Origin of the sequence: Paraburkholderia sp. CNPSo 3272, from assembly GCF_024206495.1 — a bacterium.
Lineage (GTDB): Bacteria > Pseudomonadota > Gammaproteobacteria > Burkholderiales > Burkholderiaceae > Paraburkholderia.
This window is the reverse complement of record NZ_JAMBPQ010000015.1, coordinates 48,528-69,090: the sequence shown is the minus strand read 5'-3', so window position 1 is coordinate 69,090 and position 20,563 is coordinate 48,528. Positions and strand designations below refer to the sequence as shown.

The window sequence follows — 20,563 nt, the reverse complement described above, 5'->3', positions numbered from 1 at the left end:
GCATTACGTGGTGATTAGATTTCGTTTGATGCCGCCGGAACGGCTGCCGACAATCCGCTTACGTCCCGCCGCTCAGCATCGCGGGATGAATCCAGTGCGCCGAAGGTCCGCGCGACCATTCGGACGCATCACGTGCCGGCTCCAGATACCGAAGGAATATCGCATGTCTCCTCGTTTCCTCGCTTCTCGTCGTGGCTGCGCGATCGCAGCGTCGTTGATGTTGGTTGCCGGCGCGGTGAGCGCGCAGGAAATGGTCGTGAAGATTGGCGTGGCCAGCCCGCTTACGGGTGGCGGGGCAGCGTATGGCAAGGACATCGAGAACGGCGTGCGTCTGGCCGTGGACGAAGCCAACGCCGCGCATCCGACCATCGGGGGCAAGCCGGTCAGGTTCGTGATCGACTCGCAAGATGACCAGAGCGATCCGCGCATTGGCGTGCAAGTCGCGCAGCAACTCGTGGACGACAACGTGGCCGTCGTGATCGGCCACTTCAATTCGGGCACGACGCTGCCGGCCTCGAAGATCTACGCGAAGGCGGGCATTCCGATGATCACGCCGGCTGCCACCAATCCGGCCATCACCCAAAGCGGCGCGCCGACCATCTACCGCGTGATCGCCACCGACTCGCAGAACGCAGGCAACGCGGGCAACTATGCGGCGACGGTGACAAAGGCGAAGCGCATTGCCATCATCGACGACCGCACGGCCTTCGGCCAGGGCGAAGCCGACGAGTTCGAGAAGGCCGTGAAGGCGAACGGCGGCACGATCGTCGCGCGCGAGTTCACGAACGACAAGGCGGTGGATTTCAGCGCCCAGCTCACGAGCATCAAGCGCACGAATCCGGATCTCGTGTTCTTCGGCGGCCTCGACGCGCAGGCCGCCATGATCGTCAAGCGCATGCGCCAGCTTGGCCTGAAGGCGCAATTCCTCGCGGGCGGCGGCGTCATGGACGCGAACTTCATCAAGCTCGCCGGCGATTCCGCCGATGGCGCTTCGGTGTGGGAATATGGCCAGCCGCTCGGCACGCTGCCCAAGGGTAAGGGCTTCGAGGCAAAGTTCAAGCAGAAGTACGGCATCGACATGCTCGCCTACGCGCCGTTCGCCTACGACGCGGCGTGGGTCGCGATCACGGCGATGGAGAAGGCCGGCTCGGCGACGCCGGCGCAGTACAACGCCGCGCTGAAGGCCACGAACTACGACGGCATTACGGGCAAGATCGCCTTCAATGCCCAGGGCGACCTGAAGAGCCCGAGTTCGACGCTGTATCAGGTCAAAAACGTGGCGTGGGTGCCGGTCACGACGCGAACCGCAGACTGAGATCACTCGCCTCTGCTACCTTGAAGGGCGCCGGCATTGCCGGCGCCCAATGCATTGTTTCCAATAGGAAATCGAGGGTCCGCCCTCAGGGCGGCCTCATGCCATTTCAATGGCGGAAAGCCGGGCGGGAGCGATACACGCGGCATGGCGAAAATCCCGAAGATTTTCGTGTTGTCGGCGCAAAATTGCGCGTGTATAGTTTCCTAAAGTAGCAATGTTTCGTATCGGAAATTTTTAAGGGATTCTACCTATGAAAGCCTCCTCCATCCTCTCGGATCTCGGCATTTCCCAGCTTGCGGAAACGGGCGACATCGCCGTGCATTCGCCAATCAACGGCGAACTGATCGGCCGTGTCGCGAGCCAGTCGGCAGCGGACGTCGACGCCGTGCTCGCGAAGGCGCAGGAGGCGTTCAAGAGCTGGCGCAATGTGCCCGCGCCGCGCCGCGGCGAACTCGTGCGCCTGCTGGGCAACAAGCTGCGCGAACAGAAGCGCGCGCTCGGCAGCCTCGTCTCGCTGGAAACCGGCAAGATCTTCCAGGAAGGCCTCGGCGAAGTGCAGGAAATGATCGACATCTGCGACTTCGCGGTCGGCCTCTCGCGTCAGCTTTACGGTCTGACCATTGCTTCGGAGCGTCCCGGCCACCGAATGGCCGAATCATGGCATCCGATGGGCGTGTGTACCGTGATTTCCGCGTTCAATTTCCCGGTTGCCGTGTGGTCGTGGAACGCCGCGCTCGCGCTCGTGTGCGGCAACGCCGTGGTCTGGAAGCCTTCGGAAAAGACGCCGCTCACCGCGGTTGCCGTCAACAAGATCATGCAGGACGTGTTGAAGGAATTCGGCGATGCGCCCGAAGGCCTCACGAGCCTCGTGGTCGGCGGCCGTGAAGTGGGGGCGAAGCTCGTGGCGGATCCGCGCTCGAACATCGTCAGCGCAACGGGCAGCACCGAAATGGGCCGTACCGTCGGCGTCGAGGTCGCGCGCCGCTTCGGCCGCTCGCTGCTCGAACTGGGCGGCAACAACGCGGGCATCGTCTCCGCTACCGCCGATCTCGAACTCGCGCTGCGCGGCATCCTGTTCTCGGCGGTCGGCACAGCCGGCCAGCGCTGCACGTCGCTGCGCCGCCTGTTCGTGCAAGAGAGCGTGTACGACAAGGCAGTCGAGCGCCTGAAAGCGCTCTACGGCAAGGTGGTGATCGGCAATCCGCTGGAGCAGGGCACGCTGATGGGTCCGCTCATCGACGAGCAGTCGTTCGCCCGCATGCAGTCGGCACTCGAGCAGGCGAAGCGCGAAGGCGGCAAGGTGTTCGGCGGCGAGCGTCACACGGTGGCGGGCAACGAGAAGGGCTTCTACGTTCGCCCGGCTATTGTCGAGATGCCGTCGCAAACGGAAGTTGTCCTGAAGGAAACCTTTGCGCCGATTCTTTACGTCCTCAAGTACAGCGACTTCGGCGACGCCATCGATGCGAACAACGCCGCCCATCATGGCCTTTCGTCGTGCGTGTTCACGACGGACCTGCGCGAGAGCGAGCGCTTCACGTCGGCCGCGGGCAGCGATTGCGGCATTGCGAACGTGAATATCGGCCCGAGCGGCGCGGAGATCGGCGGCGCGTTCGGCGGTGAGAAGGAAACGGGCGGCGGGCGCGAATCGGGATCCGACTCGTGGAAGGCTTACATGCGCCGTGCGACCAACACGGTCAACTATTCGTCGGCGCTGCCGCTCGCACAGGGCATCGATTTCAACGTCGAATAAGCGCGTTCGAGGTACGCGACCGGGTGCATCGTGGCGCCCGGTCGATGGATCGATTCGCGCAAACCCCATCCATGCGCGCCGCTTTATCCGCAATCTGGAGCAAGTCGTGAGTTCTCAAGTCGTTATCGTTGGCGGCGGGGTAATCGGTAGTTCTATTGCTTACTTTCTGCGCGCAGCCGACCCAACGGTTTCCGTGACCGTGTTCGAGCGGGACCCGAGTTATGCGCGCTCGTCGTCGGCGCTTTCGGCCGCGTCGATTCGGCAGCAGTTTTCCACGCCGTTGTCGATCCAGATGTCGCTGTTCGGCATCGAGTTTCTGCGCGGCATTGGCGAGCGGCTCGAAGTGAACGGCAGCCGCCCGTCGATCGATCTGCACGAGGGCGGTTATCTCTTCCTAGCCACCGAAGCCGGCGATGCGACGCTGCGCGAGAATCACGCGCTGCAAACGCGTCTTGGCGCGGATATCGAACTCATGTCGCGCGAGGCGTTGCACGCGAAGTTTCCGTGGCTCAACGTCGAGGATCTCACAAGCGGTGCGTATGGCCGCAGCGGCGAGGGCTGGTTCGACGGCTACGGCCTCGTGCAGGCATTGCGTAAGAAGGCGCAGTCGCTCGGCGCGCGCTATGTGCCGGCCGATGTGACCGGCGTCGTGCGCAGTGGCCGTAAGGTCACGCACGTGATCGCGAGCGACGGCGAACGCCATGCCTGCGACACGCTCGTGAACGCAGCCGGCGCGTGGGCGCGCAAGCTCGCGGAAATGATGGACATCGACATTCCGGTCTATGCGCGCCGCCGCAGCATTTTCAACGTGTCGTCGCCGGCGCGGCTCGCCGCGTGCCCGTTGCTAATCGATCCGTCCGGCGTGTATTTCCGCCCCGAGGGCAACACGTACATCACCGGAACGTCGCCGAGCGCGGAGAACGACCCGAACGATCTGCCGCTCGACGAAGTCGATCACGCCATCTTCGACGATGTGATCTGGCCGACGCTTGCGCACCGCGTGCCGGGATTCGAGGCGCTGCGGGTGGAGAACTGCTGGTCCGGCTATTACGAGTACAACGTGCTCGACCAGAACGCCATCATTGGTTATCACCCGGCCATCGACAATTGCGTGTTCGCCAATGGTTTTAGCGGGCACGGGCTGCAGCAGGGGCCGGCAACCGGGCGCGGCGTGAGCGAGCTGATCCTCAACGGCCGGTATACGACGCTCGACCTGTCTTCGCTCGACTGGTCGCGCGTACTGGAAAACCGGCCGATCGTCGAAAAGAACGTCGTGTGACGGCGAATCGTCAGGTTACGCAAAAAAGGCCCGTGATTTCAGCGGGCTTTTTCATTGCGCGTGGCTTGATGAGCAAACCGCATGACGTGGTGATTAGATTTCGTTTGATACGCCCGTGAGGGCTGACCACAATCGAAGCTTGTCCGCTGCCGCGCTTAACCGCCATCGACTCCATGTCCGCCATGTACGAATTCACCGCGCCCTTTCAGCATCCCGCCGGTTCGCCCATTCGCGAGCTTTTCAAGTACCTGGGAGAACCAGGCATGATTTCGTTCGCTGGCGGCTATCCAGCCAGCGACCTGTTCGATGCCGGTGGACTGCAGGCGGCAGCGGCCCTCGCATGGCAGGCTTCCACGCGCTGCCTGCAATATGGCCCGACCGACGGTTTGCCCGAATTGAAGACGCAACTGCTCGCGCTGATGGCGCGCCGCGGTGTGACCTGCGCTCCTGAGGAGATGCTCGTCACCACGGGGTCACAACAAGGCCTCGACCTCTTGTTGCGCGTGCTGCTCAATCCGGGCGACACGGCCTTGACCGAGCAGCCCGCCTATCCGGCCACGCTGCAGGCGCTCCGGCTCCAGCAGGCGCATGTCGTGACGATACCGGTAGACGGCGACGGTCTCGACGTGGATGAACTCGCCGCGCGGCTTGCTTCGGGCGCGATCGTCCGGCCCAAGTTGCTGTACACGGTGCCGACCTTCGCGAATCCCACCGGCGCCACACTCACGCGCGAGCGGCGCCTTGCGCTCTTGCGCCTCGCCGTTCAGTACCGCTTCGTGATCGTCGAGGACGATCCGTACGGCGATCTGCGTTTCGCGGGCAACGCGGTGCCGTCGATGCTGGCGCTGGCAAGCGAGGTGTCGGGCGCGCGCGATTGGGTCGTGCACTTCTCGAGTCTTTCGAAAGTTGTCGCGCCCGGCTTGCGCGTAGGCTGGACCGTCGCCCCCGCCGAAATCGCCCGGCGCTGCGTGATCGCCAAGCAGACCGTCGACCTGTGCAGTGCGCCGTGGACCCAGGCAATCGCCGCGCACTACCTGGCGGCGGGCTCGCTCGAACGGCACCTTCCGCTCATCACGCGAGCGTATCAGGGCAAATGCGAAGCGCTTTGCGACGGCTTGCGCGCACAATTCGGCGACGCAATCGCGTTTCATCAGCCCGAAGGCGGCATGTTCGTGTGGGCGCGCATTCCAGGTGTGGCGATCGATGCGCTGTTGCCGAACGCGATTGCCAACAAGGTGATATTCGTTCCCGGCCAGGCGTTTTTCGCCGACGAGCCGGACCCCGCGTCGCTGCGCCTTTCGTTTGCCGCGCCGAACGTCAATGAGATTCGCGAAGGCGTGGCGCGTTTGCAGCGGGCCGCGCATGCCGTGCGCACGGCGGACGTAACGTCGGCTCCTGTTTGACTTTCGTGCGATTCATATGCCGCGCCTTCCCGTTGCGCAACCGCCTGCGCAAGCTCGACGAAGCGCTCAGGTCGAACGCCGATACTCCGTCGGCGTGAGCCGGTAAAGCGGCCGAGCGCGGCGTCGCCATCTTGGCCGCCTTCACGATCGCGCCGCAACGCCCGGGCGTGGCCTATGTGCCGCTAAGCGGTGCGCCTGCGCTCGACCGGACTGTCTCGTGGGCCGAGCCGCTTACCTCGACATGCGTTAACATGCGCCAGAACATGACGGAATCGATGCGGCGTCGAAGCGGGGCCTGGGTAATGGGATCGCCGCCATGCACTTCCGAAAGGAGTTACCGTGGAATTGACCGACTTCGACACACTGACTTTTGACTGCTACGGCACGTTGATCGACTGGGAGAGCGGCATCTTCGCTGGTCTCAGGCCCCTGATCGAAAGGGCCAGGGTGCCGCTGTCGAGGGACGAGGTTCTGGAGGCCCATGCGCGACACGAGTCGTCGCAGCAGAAGTACACGCCGGCCAAACGATACCAGGAACTGCTACCCATCGTCTACAAGCGGCTGGCCGAGGATTGGGGACTGTCGTTCACGCACGATGAGTGCATGGCATACGGGCTGTCGGTACGCAACTGGCCGGCCTTCGAGGACACCGTAGCCGCGCTGCAGTACCTGAAGCGGCACTACAAGCTGGTCATATTGTCGAACGTCGACAACGAGACGTTCAGCTACAGCAACGCAAGGTTGCAGGTAGCGTTCGACGCAATATTCACGGCGGAAGATATCGGCTCGTACAAGCCGTCGTCGCGAAACTTCGAATACATGCTCGAGAAGTTGGGCGAGCGTGGCATCAGGAAGGAAACGATCCTTCACACTGCCGAAAGTCTTTTCCACGACCACAAGCCTGCCAGTGAGTTCGGTCTGGCGTCTTGCTGGATCTACCGCCGTCATTCGCAGTCGGGCTTTGGTGCGGCCATGAATCCCGGATGGCAGCCGAGCGTCGACTTCCGCTTCAACAGCATGGCGGACTTTGCGAAGGCGCATCAGGAAGCCGCGGCGAAAAAGTGAGGTGCTACTGATGCCCACGCCCGCCGGACAAGAATCGCTGAGAGCACGCCTCGCGCGGGCGCGCCGGCTACTGGCACTTGCGCAAACGGGTTTGCACTACGCGACGAGCCCGTTCGACACGGAAAGGTACGCGGAAATCGCCAGCATCGCGCATCAGCAACTCGCGGAATTGGCGTCGATGCAAACCAGTGATGTCGCCGCGTTCTTTGCTTTCGAAACGGGATACGCGAATCCCAAACTCGACGTCAGATGCGCCGTCTTCAATCCGTCCGGTCAAATCCTTCTCGTGCGGGAGGCCGTGGATGGTTTGTGGTCCTTGCCCGGCGGCTGGGCCGACGTGGGCGTCTCCCCAGCCGAGAACGCGGCAAAAGAGGCGCGTGAAGAAAGCGGCTACACCGTGGACATCGTTCGGCTGCTGGCCGTGTGGGACATGCTCAAACACGGGCATCCGCCTTCCGTGTTTCACATCTGGAAGTTGGTTTTCCTTGGGGAAATCGTGCGCGCGGGGGAAATAGCCGGAGCCGAAACCGACGCCGCACAGTTCTTCGATATCGATGATCTCCCAGCCTTGTCGGAAGGCCGGATTCTGCCGGAACAAATTCGACGACTGGACGCACTGCGCAATAACGGTGACGTCGAATTCGACTGACGTTCCTTTTTGACGCCGGGGTGGCAACTAAAGGGATGCTTCAGGCGGCGCCGGAGTGTTCCGCTCTGACCGTTGCCAGGCGGCTGCCGGCAAAGGGGTCCTGGCGCCAGTCCACGGGTGGGGTTTTCACCGACTCCTGTTCAGCCGTCTTGCCGACTGCAAAATGCTCGAGCGACTGCCCCGCGCTCGTCGCCTGTACCACCCACCGCGGGGCGTCGCCTTTCCCGTCCCACGTGTGGCCAGCCGCATCCCGGTATCGGGCGGCGCGCATTTGCGCGGCGTCTGCCGCAATTGACGCGGCGATATCTTCGGGTTCAATACCATATTCGGCCATCCGACGCCGCAGATAGGCCACGATGCTTTCGCGTTTTCGTTCGTCCATTTCTAGTTGTGCTTCGCTCTGAATGCAACTCTTGAGCAGAATATAGCGCAAGTCGCGTGCCGCCAGGATATCACAGCTTGAATAGGCGTCCCTGGCGGCGGTTGCGAAAGACCCGGCGCGATCAGGTGTTGAGCTTCTGGGCGCGCTCGGCTTAATGTTCTGCGGCCCGTTCTTCCGCATGCTTTTTGGCAACGTGATGTCCCACGATGCAGCCGCCAACGGCGCCAGCCACGGCGTGGTGGCCCGCATAATGTCCGGCTACACCACCCACGACAGCGCCTTTGAGGCAGCCGGCGGCATGTGCGCTACCGCCTGCCGCCAGTCCTAACGTGGCCGCCGCGGCAAGCATCCTGATTCGATTATTGACGTTCATGATAAACACTTGTGTGGAATATGTGTTCTGGAACCGGCTCAGTAGCCCCAGCGGCCATTGTCGTGCCACTCGCGCTCACGCCATTGGTGTTCGCGGCGCTCGTGTTCGCGCCATTCGTGTTCCCGCCACTGACGCGCGCGCCAGTCGTCGTCGCCGCGCCAGGCCACCGCGACCGGCGGAGGCGCATAGGCAGCAGGCGGCGGAGCAACGTACACCGGCTGAGCCGGGGCGTAGGCGGCGCCAGGCAGCGCGACGCCCACGGCCAGATCGACGTGCGCGAACGCCGCGCTCGAAGCAGCCAGTGCGGCCGCGCCCAGTACCACGCCGAGAATCGTCCTTTTCATTTCACTACTCCTCCGCACTTGTCGTGCGTTTCTGGTAAGCACGGTTCGGAGTGTAGGCGGCGGGCGCGGACACAGGTGCAACGGCCGTGCGAGTTTCGTAACGGCGCGTTATTTCGAGTGTTCCGCTAAGAAGAGCGCGGACGCCTGATTCACAGCGGTCCGCGCTAGCGGCTACCACGAGGGGGAGGAGACTAGCGGACAAGGAACCCATAAGTCAGCGGGTCGCGCTCGTCCACGATCCAGGTCGCGAAGCCACACACGAACGCATTGCCTTCGACTTCCGGAATCACGGCCTTGAAGTCGCCGACGGTCGTTTCGCTGAGCACGCGTCCCTTGAAAATCGTGCCGATGATGGACTCGTTCACAAGGGTCTCGTTTTTGCCGAGTTCGCCGCGCAGGTACAACTGCGCCACGCGTCCCCCCGTGCCGGAGCCGGTCGGCGAGCGGTCCACTTCGCGGTCCGCGAACACGCAGCAGTTGGCTTGCGTCGAGCCTTCGTGCCGCGGTGCGTTGGTGATGATGGTCCCGTAAATATGGTTGATTTCGGGAATCTCCGGATGCTCGACAGGGTAGGCCTTGTTCGCGGCTTGCTTCACCTGCGCGCCGAAGCGGATGAGTTCTTCGACCGCGGACTCGCGCACGGCGAGGCCATGCGGCTGACCATCGGTATAGAAATAAAACGCACCGCCGAAAGCGATGTCGCCTCTCACCGTACCAAAGGACGGCGTTTCGACAGTCACGTCCCGCTTCCAGATGAACGACGGGACGTTCACGAATCGCACGTTGCCGGCGTGTTCGCCATCCCACTGAACGAAGGCTTCGATGAAGCCACAGGGAGCGTCGATGCCGACACGCGTTTCCGGCACCCGGCGCTGCACCCAGCCGAGTTCGACCGCTGCGGTGGACAGCGCGATCACGCCGTGTCCGCAGTGGTCGCTATAGCCCTCGTTGTGGAGGAAGATGATGCCGAAGTCGGCGCTCGGGCTCACAGGTTCGGTCAGATAGCCGCCGTACATATCGGCGTGACCGCGCGGCTCGAACATCAACGCGGTGCGGATTTCATCGGCGTTTTCCTTGAGCCATGCACGACGCTTCACGATCGTATCGCCGGGCAGGCGAGGCAAGCCGCTGGTGACGATACGGAAGGCTTCGCCGCCGGTATGAACTTCGACGGTCGTGATGGTGCGAGTAGTCTTCATGATGTTTTTGCGTTATTGGCTCACTGGCCGTACGGAACCGGCAGGCCGTCCTTGATGAGGTAGACGGTCGTCGGCGCGCCCACGAGGTCGCCGGTTTGCATCGAAAGCGCAGGTGCCCGCGACGCCAAACGTCGACGCGTAGCGCAGGGCGTCGCGAGCGACCCGGCAACCGCTATTCCCATGCTGCATAGCCTACGCTATTGAAGAGAAAGGGTTTCGTCGCGTGGAATTCTCCGGCGAGGGCTCTGCGCAGACGCCGATGCGGCGGCGTTCTATGTCGAGCAGCATATTCATCGCGTGCAAAGGGATATCACGCCGCAGTAAGTGACTTTGTGATCAACCAGACCGCCGAACTCACGAATGGCTGGTCCGATTCCGTGACGGTGGGAAGCGCGGCCGTGCGTGTTTGCTTCTCTCCGGAAACGAAAACCAGACGTACCCAGATCGACACTATCGTCGAAGCGATAGGAAAGGCGCAGCATTCCGTGCTGTTCTGCCTCTTCATGCCGACAGACGAACCGCTTCGCGACGCCTGCTTTGCCGCAGGCGACAAGGGGCTCATGATGTTCGGCCTCGTCAACAACATTAGCGAAAAGTCCGCTGAGAACGCGCAAGAGGCGCAAAAAGCGGGAGAAGCGGTGCGTACGACAGCACTGGCAAACCTCGCGCTCTATCATCGAAGCAAGGAAAACCGCGACGTCATCGACGCATCGTATTTTTCCCCGGCAACCGTGCCCGAAGGATTCGAACCCGAACTGCGGCTCTTTCCTGGCGAAGTCGCGCCCAGCTACGCTCCGGTGATCGTCCACCACAAGTTCATTGTCATCGACGCCGAAGGAGGCAACCCGATTGTCTACACGGGCTCGGCCAACATGAGCAACAACTCCGAGCATTTCAACGACGAGAATCTGCTCGAAATAAAAGACACGCGAATTGCCGCCATTTACCTCGCTGAATTCATGCGGTTATACGAGCACTATCGTGCTCGCGCCGTTGGCATCGAGGAGCAGCAGCATCGAACCGTGCAGCGGCTGTTGCTGCAGCCTGACCGCAAGTGGGCCGACAAGTATTACAAGGCGAATAGTCCGGAGGAAAAGGCGCGGGTTGCGTTGGCTTCGGACTCGGCCAGTTGATGCAGATACCGCGCACGCTTCGCACGCCGCGGGCGTTGCGCGTTGCCGACTAAAAATCCAGCGTGAATTGAGGCGACTCGTTGCCGGAAGCCTCTCCGGCGTGTTGGAGGTTGCCGGCCTTGACTCCCAGCAGCCTGATGGACGTAACAAGTTCGACTCTTTTCAGGCACTCAGTCGCCGCGCGCCGCAACGCTTTCGCGTCATCAATAGGCTCAGAAAGCGTGACGTCACGCGTGACTGTCTTGAAGTCATTGAAGCGCAGCTTGATGCCGATCTTCCTGGCCAGATAGCCTTTTCGCTGGAGATCGAGCGCCACCTGTTCGCACAGGCGGGTAAACGCTGCACCGAGTTCCTGTCGATGCCGCACGGCGTGTAGATCGCGCTCGAATGTGGTTTCGCGACTCATCGAGACGGGCTCGCTATATGTCACCACAGGCCTGTCATCCAGTCCGTGAGAGACTCTGCGAAGCCACGCCCCGTAGCTTCGTCCAAAATGCTCGATGAGCCAGCGCTCGTCGCGCGCAGCGATCTCACCGATGGTCGTTATGCCAAAAGACGCAAGCCTGGCGGCCGCCTTGGGGCCGACACCGTTGATCTTGTTCGCGGCCATTGGCCAAATCCTCGATTGCACGTCCTCCAGCGTCAGGATTGTGATGCCGTCCGGCTTTTGCATATCGGAGCACAGCTTCGCAAGCAGCTTGTTTGGCGCGATGCCGACGGAGCATGTGAGATTGGTGGCTTCGAAGACGGCGGACTTCAATTTGCGCGCGATGGCCTCTGAATTGCCATTCGTGAGTGAAACATCTGCGTACACCTCGTCGATTCCAACGTCTTCCATGCTCGAACTGATTGACCGGACGGCGTCCTTGAACAGTCGCGAGTACGTTCGGTAGAGGTCGAAGTTCACCGGAAGCAGAATCGCATCTGGCGCTAACCGGGCGGCCTTCATGGCAGGCATCCCGGAATGAACGCCGAGCGCGCGAGCCTCGTAGGTGGCGGTCGTCAGGACACCTCGGCCCACATAGTCACGCAGCCGCGAGAACTCGCGCGTGCCGTCCGGCTTCGTTCGGGGCGCATCCGAGCGACGCCCGGCGACCACCATGGCTTCGCCTCGTAGTTCGGGATACTGCGAAAGTTCACACGACGCAAAGAATGCGTCCATGTCGATGTGGGCTATACGCCGCTCATCTGGCATGCCTTGGTACTCAAAAATAGCGTTCGATGACTCCGCGCGACCGATACGCTACTCATAAGCGGTATGCCGAGAAGGGTAGCCGCATGGTTTTGCAGATTTTCTGGAACTGTACATTTATACAGTAACTTTGTCAGAATGCTGAATCTGATTCGGAGATATTTTTTGAGCCAGGGGCGGTTCGCAAACGTCTCGGTACGCGGCTCCCGATGTAGCTGAACGCGGAAAAAAAGCCCGCCGATGTGGCGGGCTGTTCCGACGAGGCCGATGAGACAGCCTCTCATGGCGTCAGTCCTGGCGTGGGTGATAACGCCGGTAGACGCTCCAGATCGCCACGGCGGCGATCACGATAACGGCTGTGAGAATAAGCATGTTCAGTCCTCCGGTTGCTTGCCTGTTTCGTAATGCTTCAATGCTACGGAGCATGCGTGCGCGCGAGGAGTGGCGCGACGTCGCGAATGGAGTACCTGGTCGAATTCCGGGCCCACGCAATCCCGGCTCCAGACGTCATGAGGGGCGAGGGTTCGCGAGCAGGCCCCGAATTGCATGGCATCGGCCCTCAGTTTACTTTGCATGCGAACTACCCATATACTTCGCATGCAAACTAAATTTCAGGAGAGCACCATGAGCGCGGAAATTCACGTCGATCGAGCCGCCGGGATTTTGACGATTACGCTTGCCCGACCGGACAAGAAGAATGCATTGACGAACGAGATGTATGGCACGCTGGCTGACATCATCGAGAACGCGGAGCACAACAGCGATGTTCGCGTATTGCTGGTGCAAGGGGACGGAGACATGTTCACCGCGGGCAACGATGTGGGCGAGTTCGCAGCCATTGCATCGGGTAAAGGGCCGAGTGAGCGACATGTGCATCGCTTTTTGCATGCCCTGGCGAAGTCGAGTGTGCCCATCATCGCGGCGGTTCAGGGCAAGGCGGTCGGTATTGGCACCACGCTTCTACTGCACTGCGACTACGTTCTGCTGGCGCCAGACGCAGAACTGATCACTCCGTTTGTCAATCTCGCGCTTGTCCCTGAAGCGGCGTCCAGCTACCTGCTTCCGCTGCGCGTCGGCCACGTGCGGGCCTTCGAGATGTTTGCGCTGGGCGAGCCGCTCGACGCGCAAACCGCTGTCGCGTGGGGCCTTGCCAACAAGGTGTGCGCAAAGGATCAACTACGCGACGATGCACGCAGGACGGCCGAACGAATCGCCGCCAAGCCGGCCGGTTCACTGAGCGCGATGAAAAAGCTGATGCGCGAAGCCGAGACGCTGGTTGCGCAAATGGACAGCGAGAGCGCCAAGTTTCAGGAGCGGCTGACGAGCGCCGAGGCGAGGGAGGCATTCGCGGCCTTTGCCGAGAAGCGCAAGCCGGACTTCGCGAGGGTTGCCCAACACTAGCCAGTGCCTTGGTGACCGGCCTCGGTCGAGCTTACGCGTCGCCGTCTTCGGCGAGCGGAAACCTGGTCTGCAGGCTGGTCAGCCACCGCGCCACGACGTCGATCTCCGCTTGCGTAAATCCTTCGGTCAGTCTGGCGTTCAAGTCCTTCATGCGAAGCTTCGATTTTTGGCGCGCGATACGCCCTGCCTCGGTCAACCACAGGCGCGACACCCGACCATCGGTCTCGTCAGCCCGACGTTCGATCAACCCCGCCTTTTCTGTCCGGTCAGCGAGACCGCTCATGCCTGGTGCGCCCAGATCCAGCGCAGCAGCGGCTTCGCTCATGAGTGCGCCGTTGCGATCACCCAAAAAAAAGAGCAGCCCCGCCTGGGCCGCAGTGACGCCGCCGCCGGCTGCGCGTGTTTGCGACCACCGTTGTAGCCGGCGCTGTCCGACATTCAATAGATAGACGAGGCGATGTTTCATTTCCGCGCAGAAAAAAATGTGCGATTTAGTTCGCGTGCGAATTATATCATGCGGTGATCCGCGCTTTCGAAAGAGCGCATTGATGTTCAGGCGCTTCCGGTTAAAGGAACGGCGAAATGTTGTCGATCGCGCGGGTCAAGTAGGTCTCCTTCTCTCCCACTGGCGCTACATGGTGAATCACGCTGCGCGCAGCCTCTGCGCCGGCGAGGCGCGCGATCATCCAGGCCGCGAGATAGTGCGATGCGAGACACCCGCCCGCCGTCGCGACATTCCCACTAGCCACGAATGGCTGATTGAGAGCGGGTACACCCGCCTCTTCGACCCATGGCGTGGTGGTCAGGTCCGTGCATGCAGGAACGCCCTGCAGCAGGCCCAGCTTCGCGAGTATCAGCGTACCGGAGCACTGCGCGCCAAGCAGCTGGCGCGTTGGGTCGAGCGTGAGTTGCGACATCAGCGCGGCATCGGCGGCGACGTCGCGCGTGCGTACTCCACTGCCGATCAATACCGCGTCGGCTTCGCATGCTTCGTTTAGCGAAACTTGCGCCTCCAGGACGAGGCCATTCATTGAACGCACCGTGGACGCCGGACTGGCAATCGAAACCCGCCAGTCGGGTTGGCGGACCCGGTTGAGGAGGTTGAATGCGATCAGCGAGTCGAGTTCGTTGAAGCCTTCGAAGGTCAGAATGGCGATGTGCATGGCGCCCTCATACGGTGGAAGAGGTTGTGTCGAGCCATGGTAGGGCCGATAATCAATACAATCAAATTATTGTCATGGATACATTGGGCCATGCCGGAACCCCGCTACAAACCGCTGGTCGATCGGCTCGCCGCCGAAATCCGTGCGGGACGTCTGCGTCCGGGCACGCGTCTGCCCACGCACCGCGAGCTGGCTGCGCGCGAGGGCCTGGCGCTGGTCACGGCAACGCGTGTCTATGCGGAGCTGCGGGCGATGGGGCTCGTCAGTGGCGAGACCGGGCGCGGCACATTCGTCAAGGAGCCTCTGCCCAGCGGACAAGGCGTCGATCTGCATGCGTGGAGCGCGGACGCCGTGGACCTGAGCTTCAACTATCCGTCGTCGCCCGATCAGACCGATTTGCTCAGGGCAGCGCTGCGCCAGCTCGCGGCGGCAGGTGAGCTGGAGTCGCTGCTCCGCTACCAACCCCACGGCGGGCGCGAACACGAGAGGGCGACGGCGGCGCGGCATCTGGCCCGTCGCGGTCTGGAAGCCAGCGCCGAAACCACGCTGTTCGTGAGCGGCGCGCAGCATGGACTGACGACGACGGCGATGGCGCTATTGGAACCCGGCGACGTGGTGGCGGTGGACGCGCTGACCTACCCGGGGTTCAAGCTGGCCGCCGAAGCCTGCCGACTGGAACTCGCGCCGGTTCCGGCCGCTGGACGCGGCCTGGATCTGGACGCATTGGCGGCCTTGTGCAAGCGACGAAAAGTGCGCGCCGTCTACACGATGCCGACCCTGCACAATCCGCTCGGCTGGGTGATGAGCGCGACGCGGCGCCGCGAGCTCGCCGCCATCGCACGACGACACGGGCTGATTCTGATCGAGGACGCCGCCTATGCGTTTCTGGCAGACGATGCGCCGCCGCCATTGGCATCGCTCGCGCCGGAGACAACGGTCTATGTGTCGAGCTTGTCGAAGAGTGTTGCGACGGGTCTGCGCATCGGTTTCGTCCACGTACCGCGCGATTGGGTGCCGAGGCTCGAGCGGGCAATCCGGGCGACGACGTGGAACACGCCGGCGACTATGACGGCCATCGCCTGCGGCTGGATGGAAGACGGCACCGCGGCGAGGCTCGAAGACGAGAAGCGGCGTGACGCCGCGATACGTCAGCGCCTCGCCGCAGAGGTTCTGGGTCCGCTCAAGAGAATAGGGCACCCAGCGTCGTACTTCATCTGGATGCCGCTCGAACCCGAAGTCCGCGCCGACGCGATCGCGATGGCGTTGATGCGCGAACGCATTTCCGTGACGACCGCGCTGCCGTTTTCGACTTCGCCTCACGTGCCTCACGCCATTCGCCTCGCCATCGGTTCCGTCGAACTGGCCACGCTCGAGCGGTCGCTGGAGACGGTGGCTCGTGTGGTTGCCGAACATACGTATTGAACGGGGCTGGGATGGCGGTATGTCGAGCGAATTTGGGCGAAAGGGCAGGCCGTGCGAACTTGCGGGGTCGTGTGAGTCACCGGCAGCGTAATCCGCCTTACATCGTCAGATCTGCTTCAGTCAGCTCGGTCGCGGTTGGCACCCTATCGCCGTCATCGAGCGTTTGCGCAATGAAGTCTTTCAGAAAATCGACCCAGCTTCTGATCTTCGCATCCAGATACTCGCGAGACACATAAAGAACGCGGATGTGTGTCTCGTTCATCCGATGTGTCGGTAATACACGTAGCAGCGTGCCGTTGCGCAGCCACGGCATCGCAGTCCATAGCGGCAGCGCGCCAATGCCCCGGCCATCGCGTAATGCGAGCGCCATGGCTTCCGCTACGTTGACCTGAAAGGGCGACGGAGAAAGCTCAAAGGTTTCCGTGCCATGAGGACCATCCAGATTCCATCGGCTTTGCGGGAATACCGGACTATTGGTGCGCATGCAGGTATGAGCGGCGAGGTCGGCCACCGTGGCAGGGGTGCCATGCCGGCTGAGATAGGAAGGCGACGCGCACAAGATGTTAAAGGTCCTCGCGACCGGGACCGACACGAGACCGGAGTCCGGCAACGCAATTGCGCCCAGTTGAACCGACACGTCGTAGCCTTCCTCGATCAGATCGGGAACGTGCTGTGAAAGCGTCAATTCGACGGAGACCTGCGGAAACAGCGCCTGGTAGCGCAGGACGGCGGGCATCACATAATGCTGACCGAAACTGGCGGTGGCATGCACGCGCAGGCGACCCGACGGCTGCAAGTGTGCATTCGATGCCTCCGCCTCGGCTTGATCCACAAAAGCCAGAATCCGGTAGCAATGCCCCAGGTAGCGCTGGCCTGCGTCCGTTACTCCAACGTGGCGAGTCGAACGGTTTAGCAGGCGCGTCTGCAAATGTGCCTCCAGTTCAGTGACGGCCCGCGAAACCTGACCGGTCGATTTATCCACGGAATTGGCTGCCGCGGTGAAGCTGCCAGCCTCAACTACGCGCACGAACATTCTCATGTTGCTTAGCGTGTCCATCGTATTTCCTTTATTGCGCCGCATGGCACAGTGCGGGATGGGTGGCGGCAACGCCACTCATACTGGATTGGCATGCCCGCTCGATGCGTCCATATACTCTTTTGCCGAAACAGCGATCGTTTGCAGAAGTGCCGCGCCAGCCAGAAGTTCGGGTGCTGCGCGATCGGCACGCATTGAGGCCTGCCGCAGCAATCGGACTGCGAGTGTGTCGCAAGCCGTTGCGAGGCGCGTGAAATCCAGCTTGCGTAGTCGTCCCCGAATGACCGTCATCGAGCGGCGCAAGCCGGGATGCGACGCGGCGCTCTTTTGCAGCGCGAGCACGCTGTCACCAATCGTCCACGCCGCGAGTAGTTCGCGCAGGCCGGTTTGTGCACCTGATGCCGGCTTCACGATGGCGGCTTCCGTGGCGAAACGGCGGCCGAGGCGATCGGCGGTGCAGCTAAGCCAGGCATCTCGCCGCCAACGTTGCGGGTTGCTGGCCAGGTCGGAGAGATCCCGCCGGACCGCGCGTTGCAGTCGCGCGATACTCGACGCACGGTCCGCCGGAAACAAAACCGAAAACGCGAGCGTGGCCCAGGCGATGGCCAGCAGGGTGGACAGAGCGTCGTTCAGGAACGCGGCATCGTTGATACGCATAACGTTGCTGGGTGAAGTGAAGTTCCAGAAAAACAGCGCAAATCCGCTGCCAATCGATGCCGTGCGGGGATTGCGCATGGCGAGACCGGCAGCCACCGTGAAGAAGCCAGCAATACACGCCAGCGCAATGAAGTCCGTCACTGCCGGTAGCAAAACAAAATTACAAAGGATACCTACCAGCGCCGCAAAGAATGCGCCCTTGAACCATCCCATCGCGGCGGCTATGGAATTGGGTCGCGTGGCGAAGAGTGCGCTCACCACCCCAACTGTGGCGACGAAACCCGCGCCCGACGGCCACGCGCTACACAGCCAGAACATCGACGCGGCGACCACGGCGAAGAATGCCCGCATGCCGTTGTGCCATGCAAGCACGTGGTCATGGTGGAAGGCAAATTTCACGAACGATCGCGAGGGATTTACCTGATCCAGACAGGATTTTTGTGCGATAACCTGCTCCCATGCTGTGAGAAGCAAGGTTAGCCGGTCAAGAATGACCAGCCTGCCACTCTGCGAACCGCGCTGGCCGGATACTTCTAAAGCAAGAGCGTGTCTGATTCTTGACTTCAGAGAGGCGATTCTGGACCTGGCAGTGCAGGAATCGGTGTGATCGCCTGCCAGCAGTGTTGCCGTTTCTTCGACGATGTCAATCTGAAGATCGGGGTAGCGAGTCAGTTGCGCTCGCAGGGCGTGTATTGCGCTCAACTGCGTCAGTACCGCGACGATTGCGGCGCGCAGATGCCCAATGGCGAGACGGACTTCCGCGGATGCAGCGGCAGCATATTCGGCCGCGGTGTCCAGTTCGAGGGCGCCCGCAAACAGCTTGTGTATGGCGATTTCATCCGCCTCGTGGCGAAGCGCGCGTGCGCCGAACCGCGAAGCCTTGTCCGCGTAGCCATGAAATTGCTCGCGCACCTCTCGTAACGGCGCGTCAGGGGCGAGGATCGCAGTGAGGGCTGCTTCGACCAGAATGCCGACGACAACGTAGACAAAGCGCGCGAGCGCGATATCGAACGCGTGAAGGGGCGCGGAAGCGGCATCCAGCCCAATGATCGCTGCCGTATAGCCTGCCAGTACCGCTGCGTATGCGCGAAAATTCCGCAGTGCCGTCGCCAACCCGGTGCATAGTCCAATCCAGCCAGCGAGTCCCAACAGGAACAATTCTGGCGTCTGCGCAAACAGGGCGACGAGCACGAGTGCGGCGACTGCACCCAGCGCAGTTCCGAGGATCCGGTACTGGCTCTTCGACACGCTCATGCCGCGACTATTCTGGGCGACGACCCACACGGTGATTGCGGCCCATTTCGGGTCGTCGAGGTTCATGCAAAACGCGATGTACAGCGCCATCAGCGACGCACCTGCGGTCCGGACGGCGTACGCCAGCCCCTCCCACGTAAAGCTCGGGATGGGCGGGGGAGAGGGTTTATTGAAGTCCACTAGATCCGGAATCCTAATTTATGGATGGCCGGTTTTTGTACGCCAGCAGGGCCGCACGTCATTCGGTCGGAGCGCGCCGTTCAGGCCAGTATTGCGCGATCGATCTCGCGAATCGCTACCGTGCCGAGCATCGCCATGTTTCGGTCGACTTCGTCCCTGAGAAGGCCGATCGCATGTCGTACGCCCGGCACGCCGCCAACCGCGGCGGCGTACATGAACGGGCGCCCGGCGAATACGAACTGCGCACCGAGCGCGAGCGCCTTCAGAACATCTCCCCCTCGCCGGATTCCGCTGTCCATCATTACGACGGTCTTGTCTCCAACCGCTTCGCAAATCTGCGGCAACACGGATAGCGGTTCGACTGCCCCGTCCAGCTGGCGCCCTCCGTGGTTCGACACGATGATCCCGTCCGCGCCAATCGCGACTGCACGGCGCGCGTCGTCCGCCTGAAGGATGCCTTTGATGACCAGATTGCCACTCCAACGTTGACGGATGCTTGCGATGTCCGACCATGACAGATGGTCGCGTCCGGTGGTGTCGCGTAGCGCCGAAGCGGACAGCATCGGCGCCCCTCGTGTCGCGAACGAGTTTTCGAAGTGGGGCATGCCGTGATTGATCAGCGTCCGGGCGAACGTGCCTAGCAGCCAGCGTGGGTGGGAAATGCCGTCAATCGCGAGACGCAGCGACGGACGCAACGGCAGCGAGAAACCCGTGCGTACGTTGTTTTCGCGGTTCGCCCAGACGGGAATGTCGACTGTGAGGACGAGCGTCGCAAAGCCAGCGGCCTTGACACGCTCGATCAGGGCGTCGCGGCGCAAGGCGTCGCCGGGCAGATAAGCCTGGAACCAGGTCCCTGGCGCTGCCGCCTGCACCGTCTCCATGGGAATGAGCGAAGAGCCGCTCATGATCGCAGGGATATTTTCATTCATCGCGGCCGTGACCAACGCAATGTCGCCGCGATATGCGGAGATGGCGCTGATTCCGACCGGAGCGATTCCGAACGCGGACGAGTACGTGTGGTTGAAGATCGTTGTTTGCTGCGATCGGTGAGACACGTCGACAAGCACTTTCGTGCGGAACTTCAAGCGTTCGAACGCAGCGCGATTCGCCGCGATCGACATGCCGTCCTCCGCTGCGCCGCAAATGTAGCCGAACAGCGGGCGCGGCAGAACGCGCCTTGCCGCTTCCTCGAAGTCCGCCAGCGAGAGGATCTTGCGCAGCCGCCGGGGGAGATGTCGCTTGACCCCGTAAGCCGCTTGTTCAATTCGCCCAACGGGCGTTGTCCCCTGCACAGTCACGTGCTCTGCGTAGTCGTTCATTTCACCGTCCCACTGGGTTACATCGAAAGCGCTGCGTCGGCCCTTGG

At 62.1% G+C, this 20,563-nt stretch carries 18 protein-coding genes and 1 pseudogene; 9 read left to right on the top strand and 10 right to left on the bottom strand.

What is annotated here, in order from left to right; translation table 11 throughout:
- Positions 1 to 163 precede the first annotated feature (163 nt).
- From M3I53_RS19570 to M3I53_RS19545, 6 genes are all read left to right on the top strand, one after another.
- A complete protein-coding gene (locus M3I53_RS19570; protein ID WP_254317528.1) occupies positions 164 to 1,315 on the top strand; it encodes a branched-chain amino acid ABC transporter substrate-binding protein in 1,152 nt (383 codons plus the stop codon).
- A 250-nt stretch (positions 1,316 to 1,565) separates the two neighbouring features.
- Positions 1,566 to 3,065, top strand: coding sequence for an aldehyde dehydrogenase family protein (locus M3I53_RS19565; RefSeq protein ID WP_254317527.1), 1,500 nt, complete (start codon positions 1,566 to 1,568; stop codon positions 3,063 to 3,065).
- Between the two features lie 106 nt (positions 3,066 to 3,171).
- Positions 3,172 to 4,344 (top strand): FAD-binding oxidoreductase, encoded by a 1,173-nt coding sequence (locus M3I53_RS19560; RefSeq protein WP_254317526.1) that lies wholly within the window; start codon positions 3,172 to 3,174, stop codon positions 4,342 to 4,344.
- Between the two features lie 182 nt (positions 4,345 to 4,526).
- Positions 4,527 to 5,747: a PLP-dependent aminotransferase family protein gene (locus M3I53_RS19555; protein WP_254317525.1), complete on the top strand. Its 1,221-nt coding sequence runs from the start codon at positions 4,527 to 4,529 to the stop codon at positions 5,745 to 5,747.
- A gap of 339 nt (positions 5,748 to 6,086) precedes the next feature.
- Entirely contained in the window at positions 6,087 to 6,812 is a 726-nt protein-coding gene (locus tag M3I53_RS19550) for a haloacid dehalogenase type II (RefSeq protein WP_254317524.1), read from the top strand.
- A 10-nt stretch (positions 6,813 to 6,822) separates the two neighbouring features.
- Complete coding sequence (locus M3I53_RS19545) at positions 6,823 to 7,461, top strand: NUDIX hydrolase N-terminal domain-containing protein (protein ID WP_254317523.1); 639 nt, start codon at positions 6,823 to 6,825, stop codon at positions 7,459 to 7,461.
- A 40-nt stretch (positions 7,462 to 7,501) separates the two neighbouring features.
- On the opposite strand, the gene M3I53_RS38665 is transcribed toward M3I53_RS19545, so the two are convergent.
- From M3I53_RS38665 to lhpH, 4 genes are all read right to left on the bottom strand, one after another.
- Positions 7,502 to 8,092 carry an H-NS family nucleoid-associated regulatory protein gene (locus M3I53_RS38665; protein WP_375542554.1) on the bottom strand — a complete coding sequence of 197 codons (591 nt, stop codon included), beginning with the start codon at positions 8,090 to 8,092 and terminating at the stop codon, positions 7,502 to 7,504.
- Complete coding sequence (locus M3I53_RS19535) at positions 7,995 to 8,216, bottom strand: hypothetical protein (RefSeq protein WP_375542553.1); 222 nt, start codon at positions 8,214 to 8,216, stop codon at positions 7,995 to 7,997. The genes M3I53_RS38665 and M3I53_RS19535 overlap by 98 nt, the downstream gene beginning before the upstream one ends.
- Before the next feature lie 38 nt (positions 8,217 to 8,254).
- Positions 8,255 to 8,560, bottom strand: a complete 306-nt coding sequence (locus tag M3I53_RS19530) for a hypothetical protein (RefSeq protein ID WP_069261991.1) — start codon at positions 8,558 to 8,560, stop codon at positions 8,255 to 8,257.
- Positions 8,561 to 8,751: 191 nt separating this feature from the next.
- Positions 8,752 to 9,759 carry a trans-3-hydroxy-L-proline dehydratase gene (gene lhpH / locus M3I53_RS19525; protein WP_254317522.1) on the bottom strand — a complete coding sequence of 336 codons (1,008 nt, stop codon included), beginning with the start codon at positions 9,757 to 9,759 and terminating at the stop codon, positions 8,752 to 8,754.
- Between the two features lie 281 nt (positions 9,760 to 10,040).
- On the opposite strand from lhpH, the pseudogene M3I53_RS19520 reads away from it, so the two are divergent.
- Positions 10,041 to 10,892, top strand: a pseudogene (locus M3I53_RS19520) (phospholipase D-like domain-containing protein); the annotation flags it as partial.
- A 49-nt stretch (positions 10,893 to 10,941) separates the two neighbouring features.
- On the opposite strand, the gene dinB reads toward M3I53_RS19520, so the two are convergent.
- Positions 10,942 to 12,087: a DNA polymerase IV gene (dinB, locus tag M3I53_RS19515; protein WP_254317521.1), complete on the bottom strand. Its 1,146-nt coding sequence runs from the start codon at positions 12,085 to 12,087 to the stop codon at positions 10,942 to 10,944.
- A 621-nt stretch (positions 12,088 to 12,708) separates the two neighbouring features.
- Here dinB and M3I53_RS19510 point away from each other — a divergent pair.
- Positions 12,709 to 13,485, top strand: a complete 777-nt coding sequence (locus M3I53_RS19510; RefSeq protein ID WP_254317520.1) for an enoyl-CoA hydratase-related protein — start codon at positions 12,709 to 12,711, stop codon at positions 13,483 to 13,485.
- A gap of 31 nt (positions 13,486 to 13,516) precedes the next feature.
- Here M3I53_RS19510 and M3I53_RS19505 read toward each other — a convergent pair whose 3' ends face one another.
- Together M3I53_RS19505 and M3I53_RS19500 are read right to left on the bottom strand one after the other, a co-directional pair.
- The gene (locus M3I53_RS19505) at positions 13,517 to 13,951 is read right to left on the bottom strand and encodes a MarR family winged helix-turn-helix transcriptional regulator (protein ID WP_254317519.1); all 435 of its coding nucleotides are present in this window, start codon (positions 13,949 to 13,951) and stop codon (positions 13,517 to 13,519) included.
- A gap of 100 nt (positions 13,952 to 14,051) precedes the next feature.
- Complete coding sequence (locus M3I53_RS19500; RefSeq protein WP_254317518.1) at positions 14,052 to 14,648, bottom strand: DJ-1/PfpI family protein; 597 nt, start codon at positions 14,646 to 14,648, stop codon at positions 14,052 to 14,054.
- A 90-nt stretch (positions 14,649 to 14,738) separates the two neighbouring features.
- Between M3I53_RS19500 and M3I53_RS19495 the strand changes: the two genes are divergently transcribed.
- A complete protein-coding gene (locus tag M3I53_RS19495; protein WP_254317517.1) occupies positions 14,739 to 16,070 on the top strand; it encodes a PLP-dependent aminotransferase family protein in 1,332 nt (443 codons plus the stop codon).
- 97 nt (positions 16,071 to 16,167) lie between these two features.
- On the opposite strand, the gene M3I53_RS19490 is transcribed toward M3I53_RS19495, so the two are convergent.
- The 3 genes from M3I53_RS19490 to M3I53_RS19480 form a co-directional block, all read right to left on the bottom strand.
- Positions 16,168 to 17,127, bottom strand: coding sequence for a LysR family transcriptional regulator (locus M3I53_RS19490; protein WP_254317516.1), 960 nt, complete (start codon positions 17,125 to 17,127; stop codon positions 16,168 to 16,170).
- Positions 17,128 to 17,184: 57 nt separating this feature from the next.
- Positions 17,185 to 19,197: an FUSC family protein gene (locus M3I53_RS19485; RefSeq protein WP_309249534.1), complete on the bottom strand. Its 2,013-nt coding sequence runs from the start codon at positions 19,195 to 19,197 to the stop codon at positions 17,185 to 17,187.
- An 80-nt stretch (positions 19,198 to 19,277) separates the two neighbouring features.
- Positions 19,278 to 20,516 (bottom strand): alpha-hydroxy acid oxidase, encoded by a 1,239-nt coding sequence (locus M3I53_RS19480; protein WP_254317514.1) that lies wholly within the window; start codon positions 20,514 to 20,516, stop codon positions 19,278 to 19,280.
- Positions 20,517 to 20,563 lie beyond the last annotated feature (47 nt).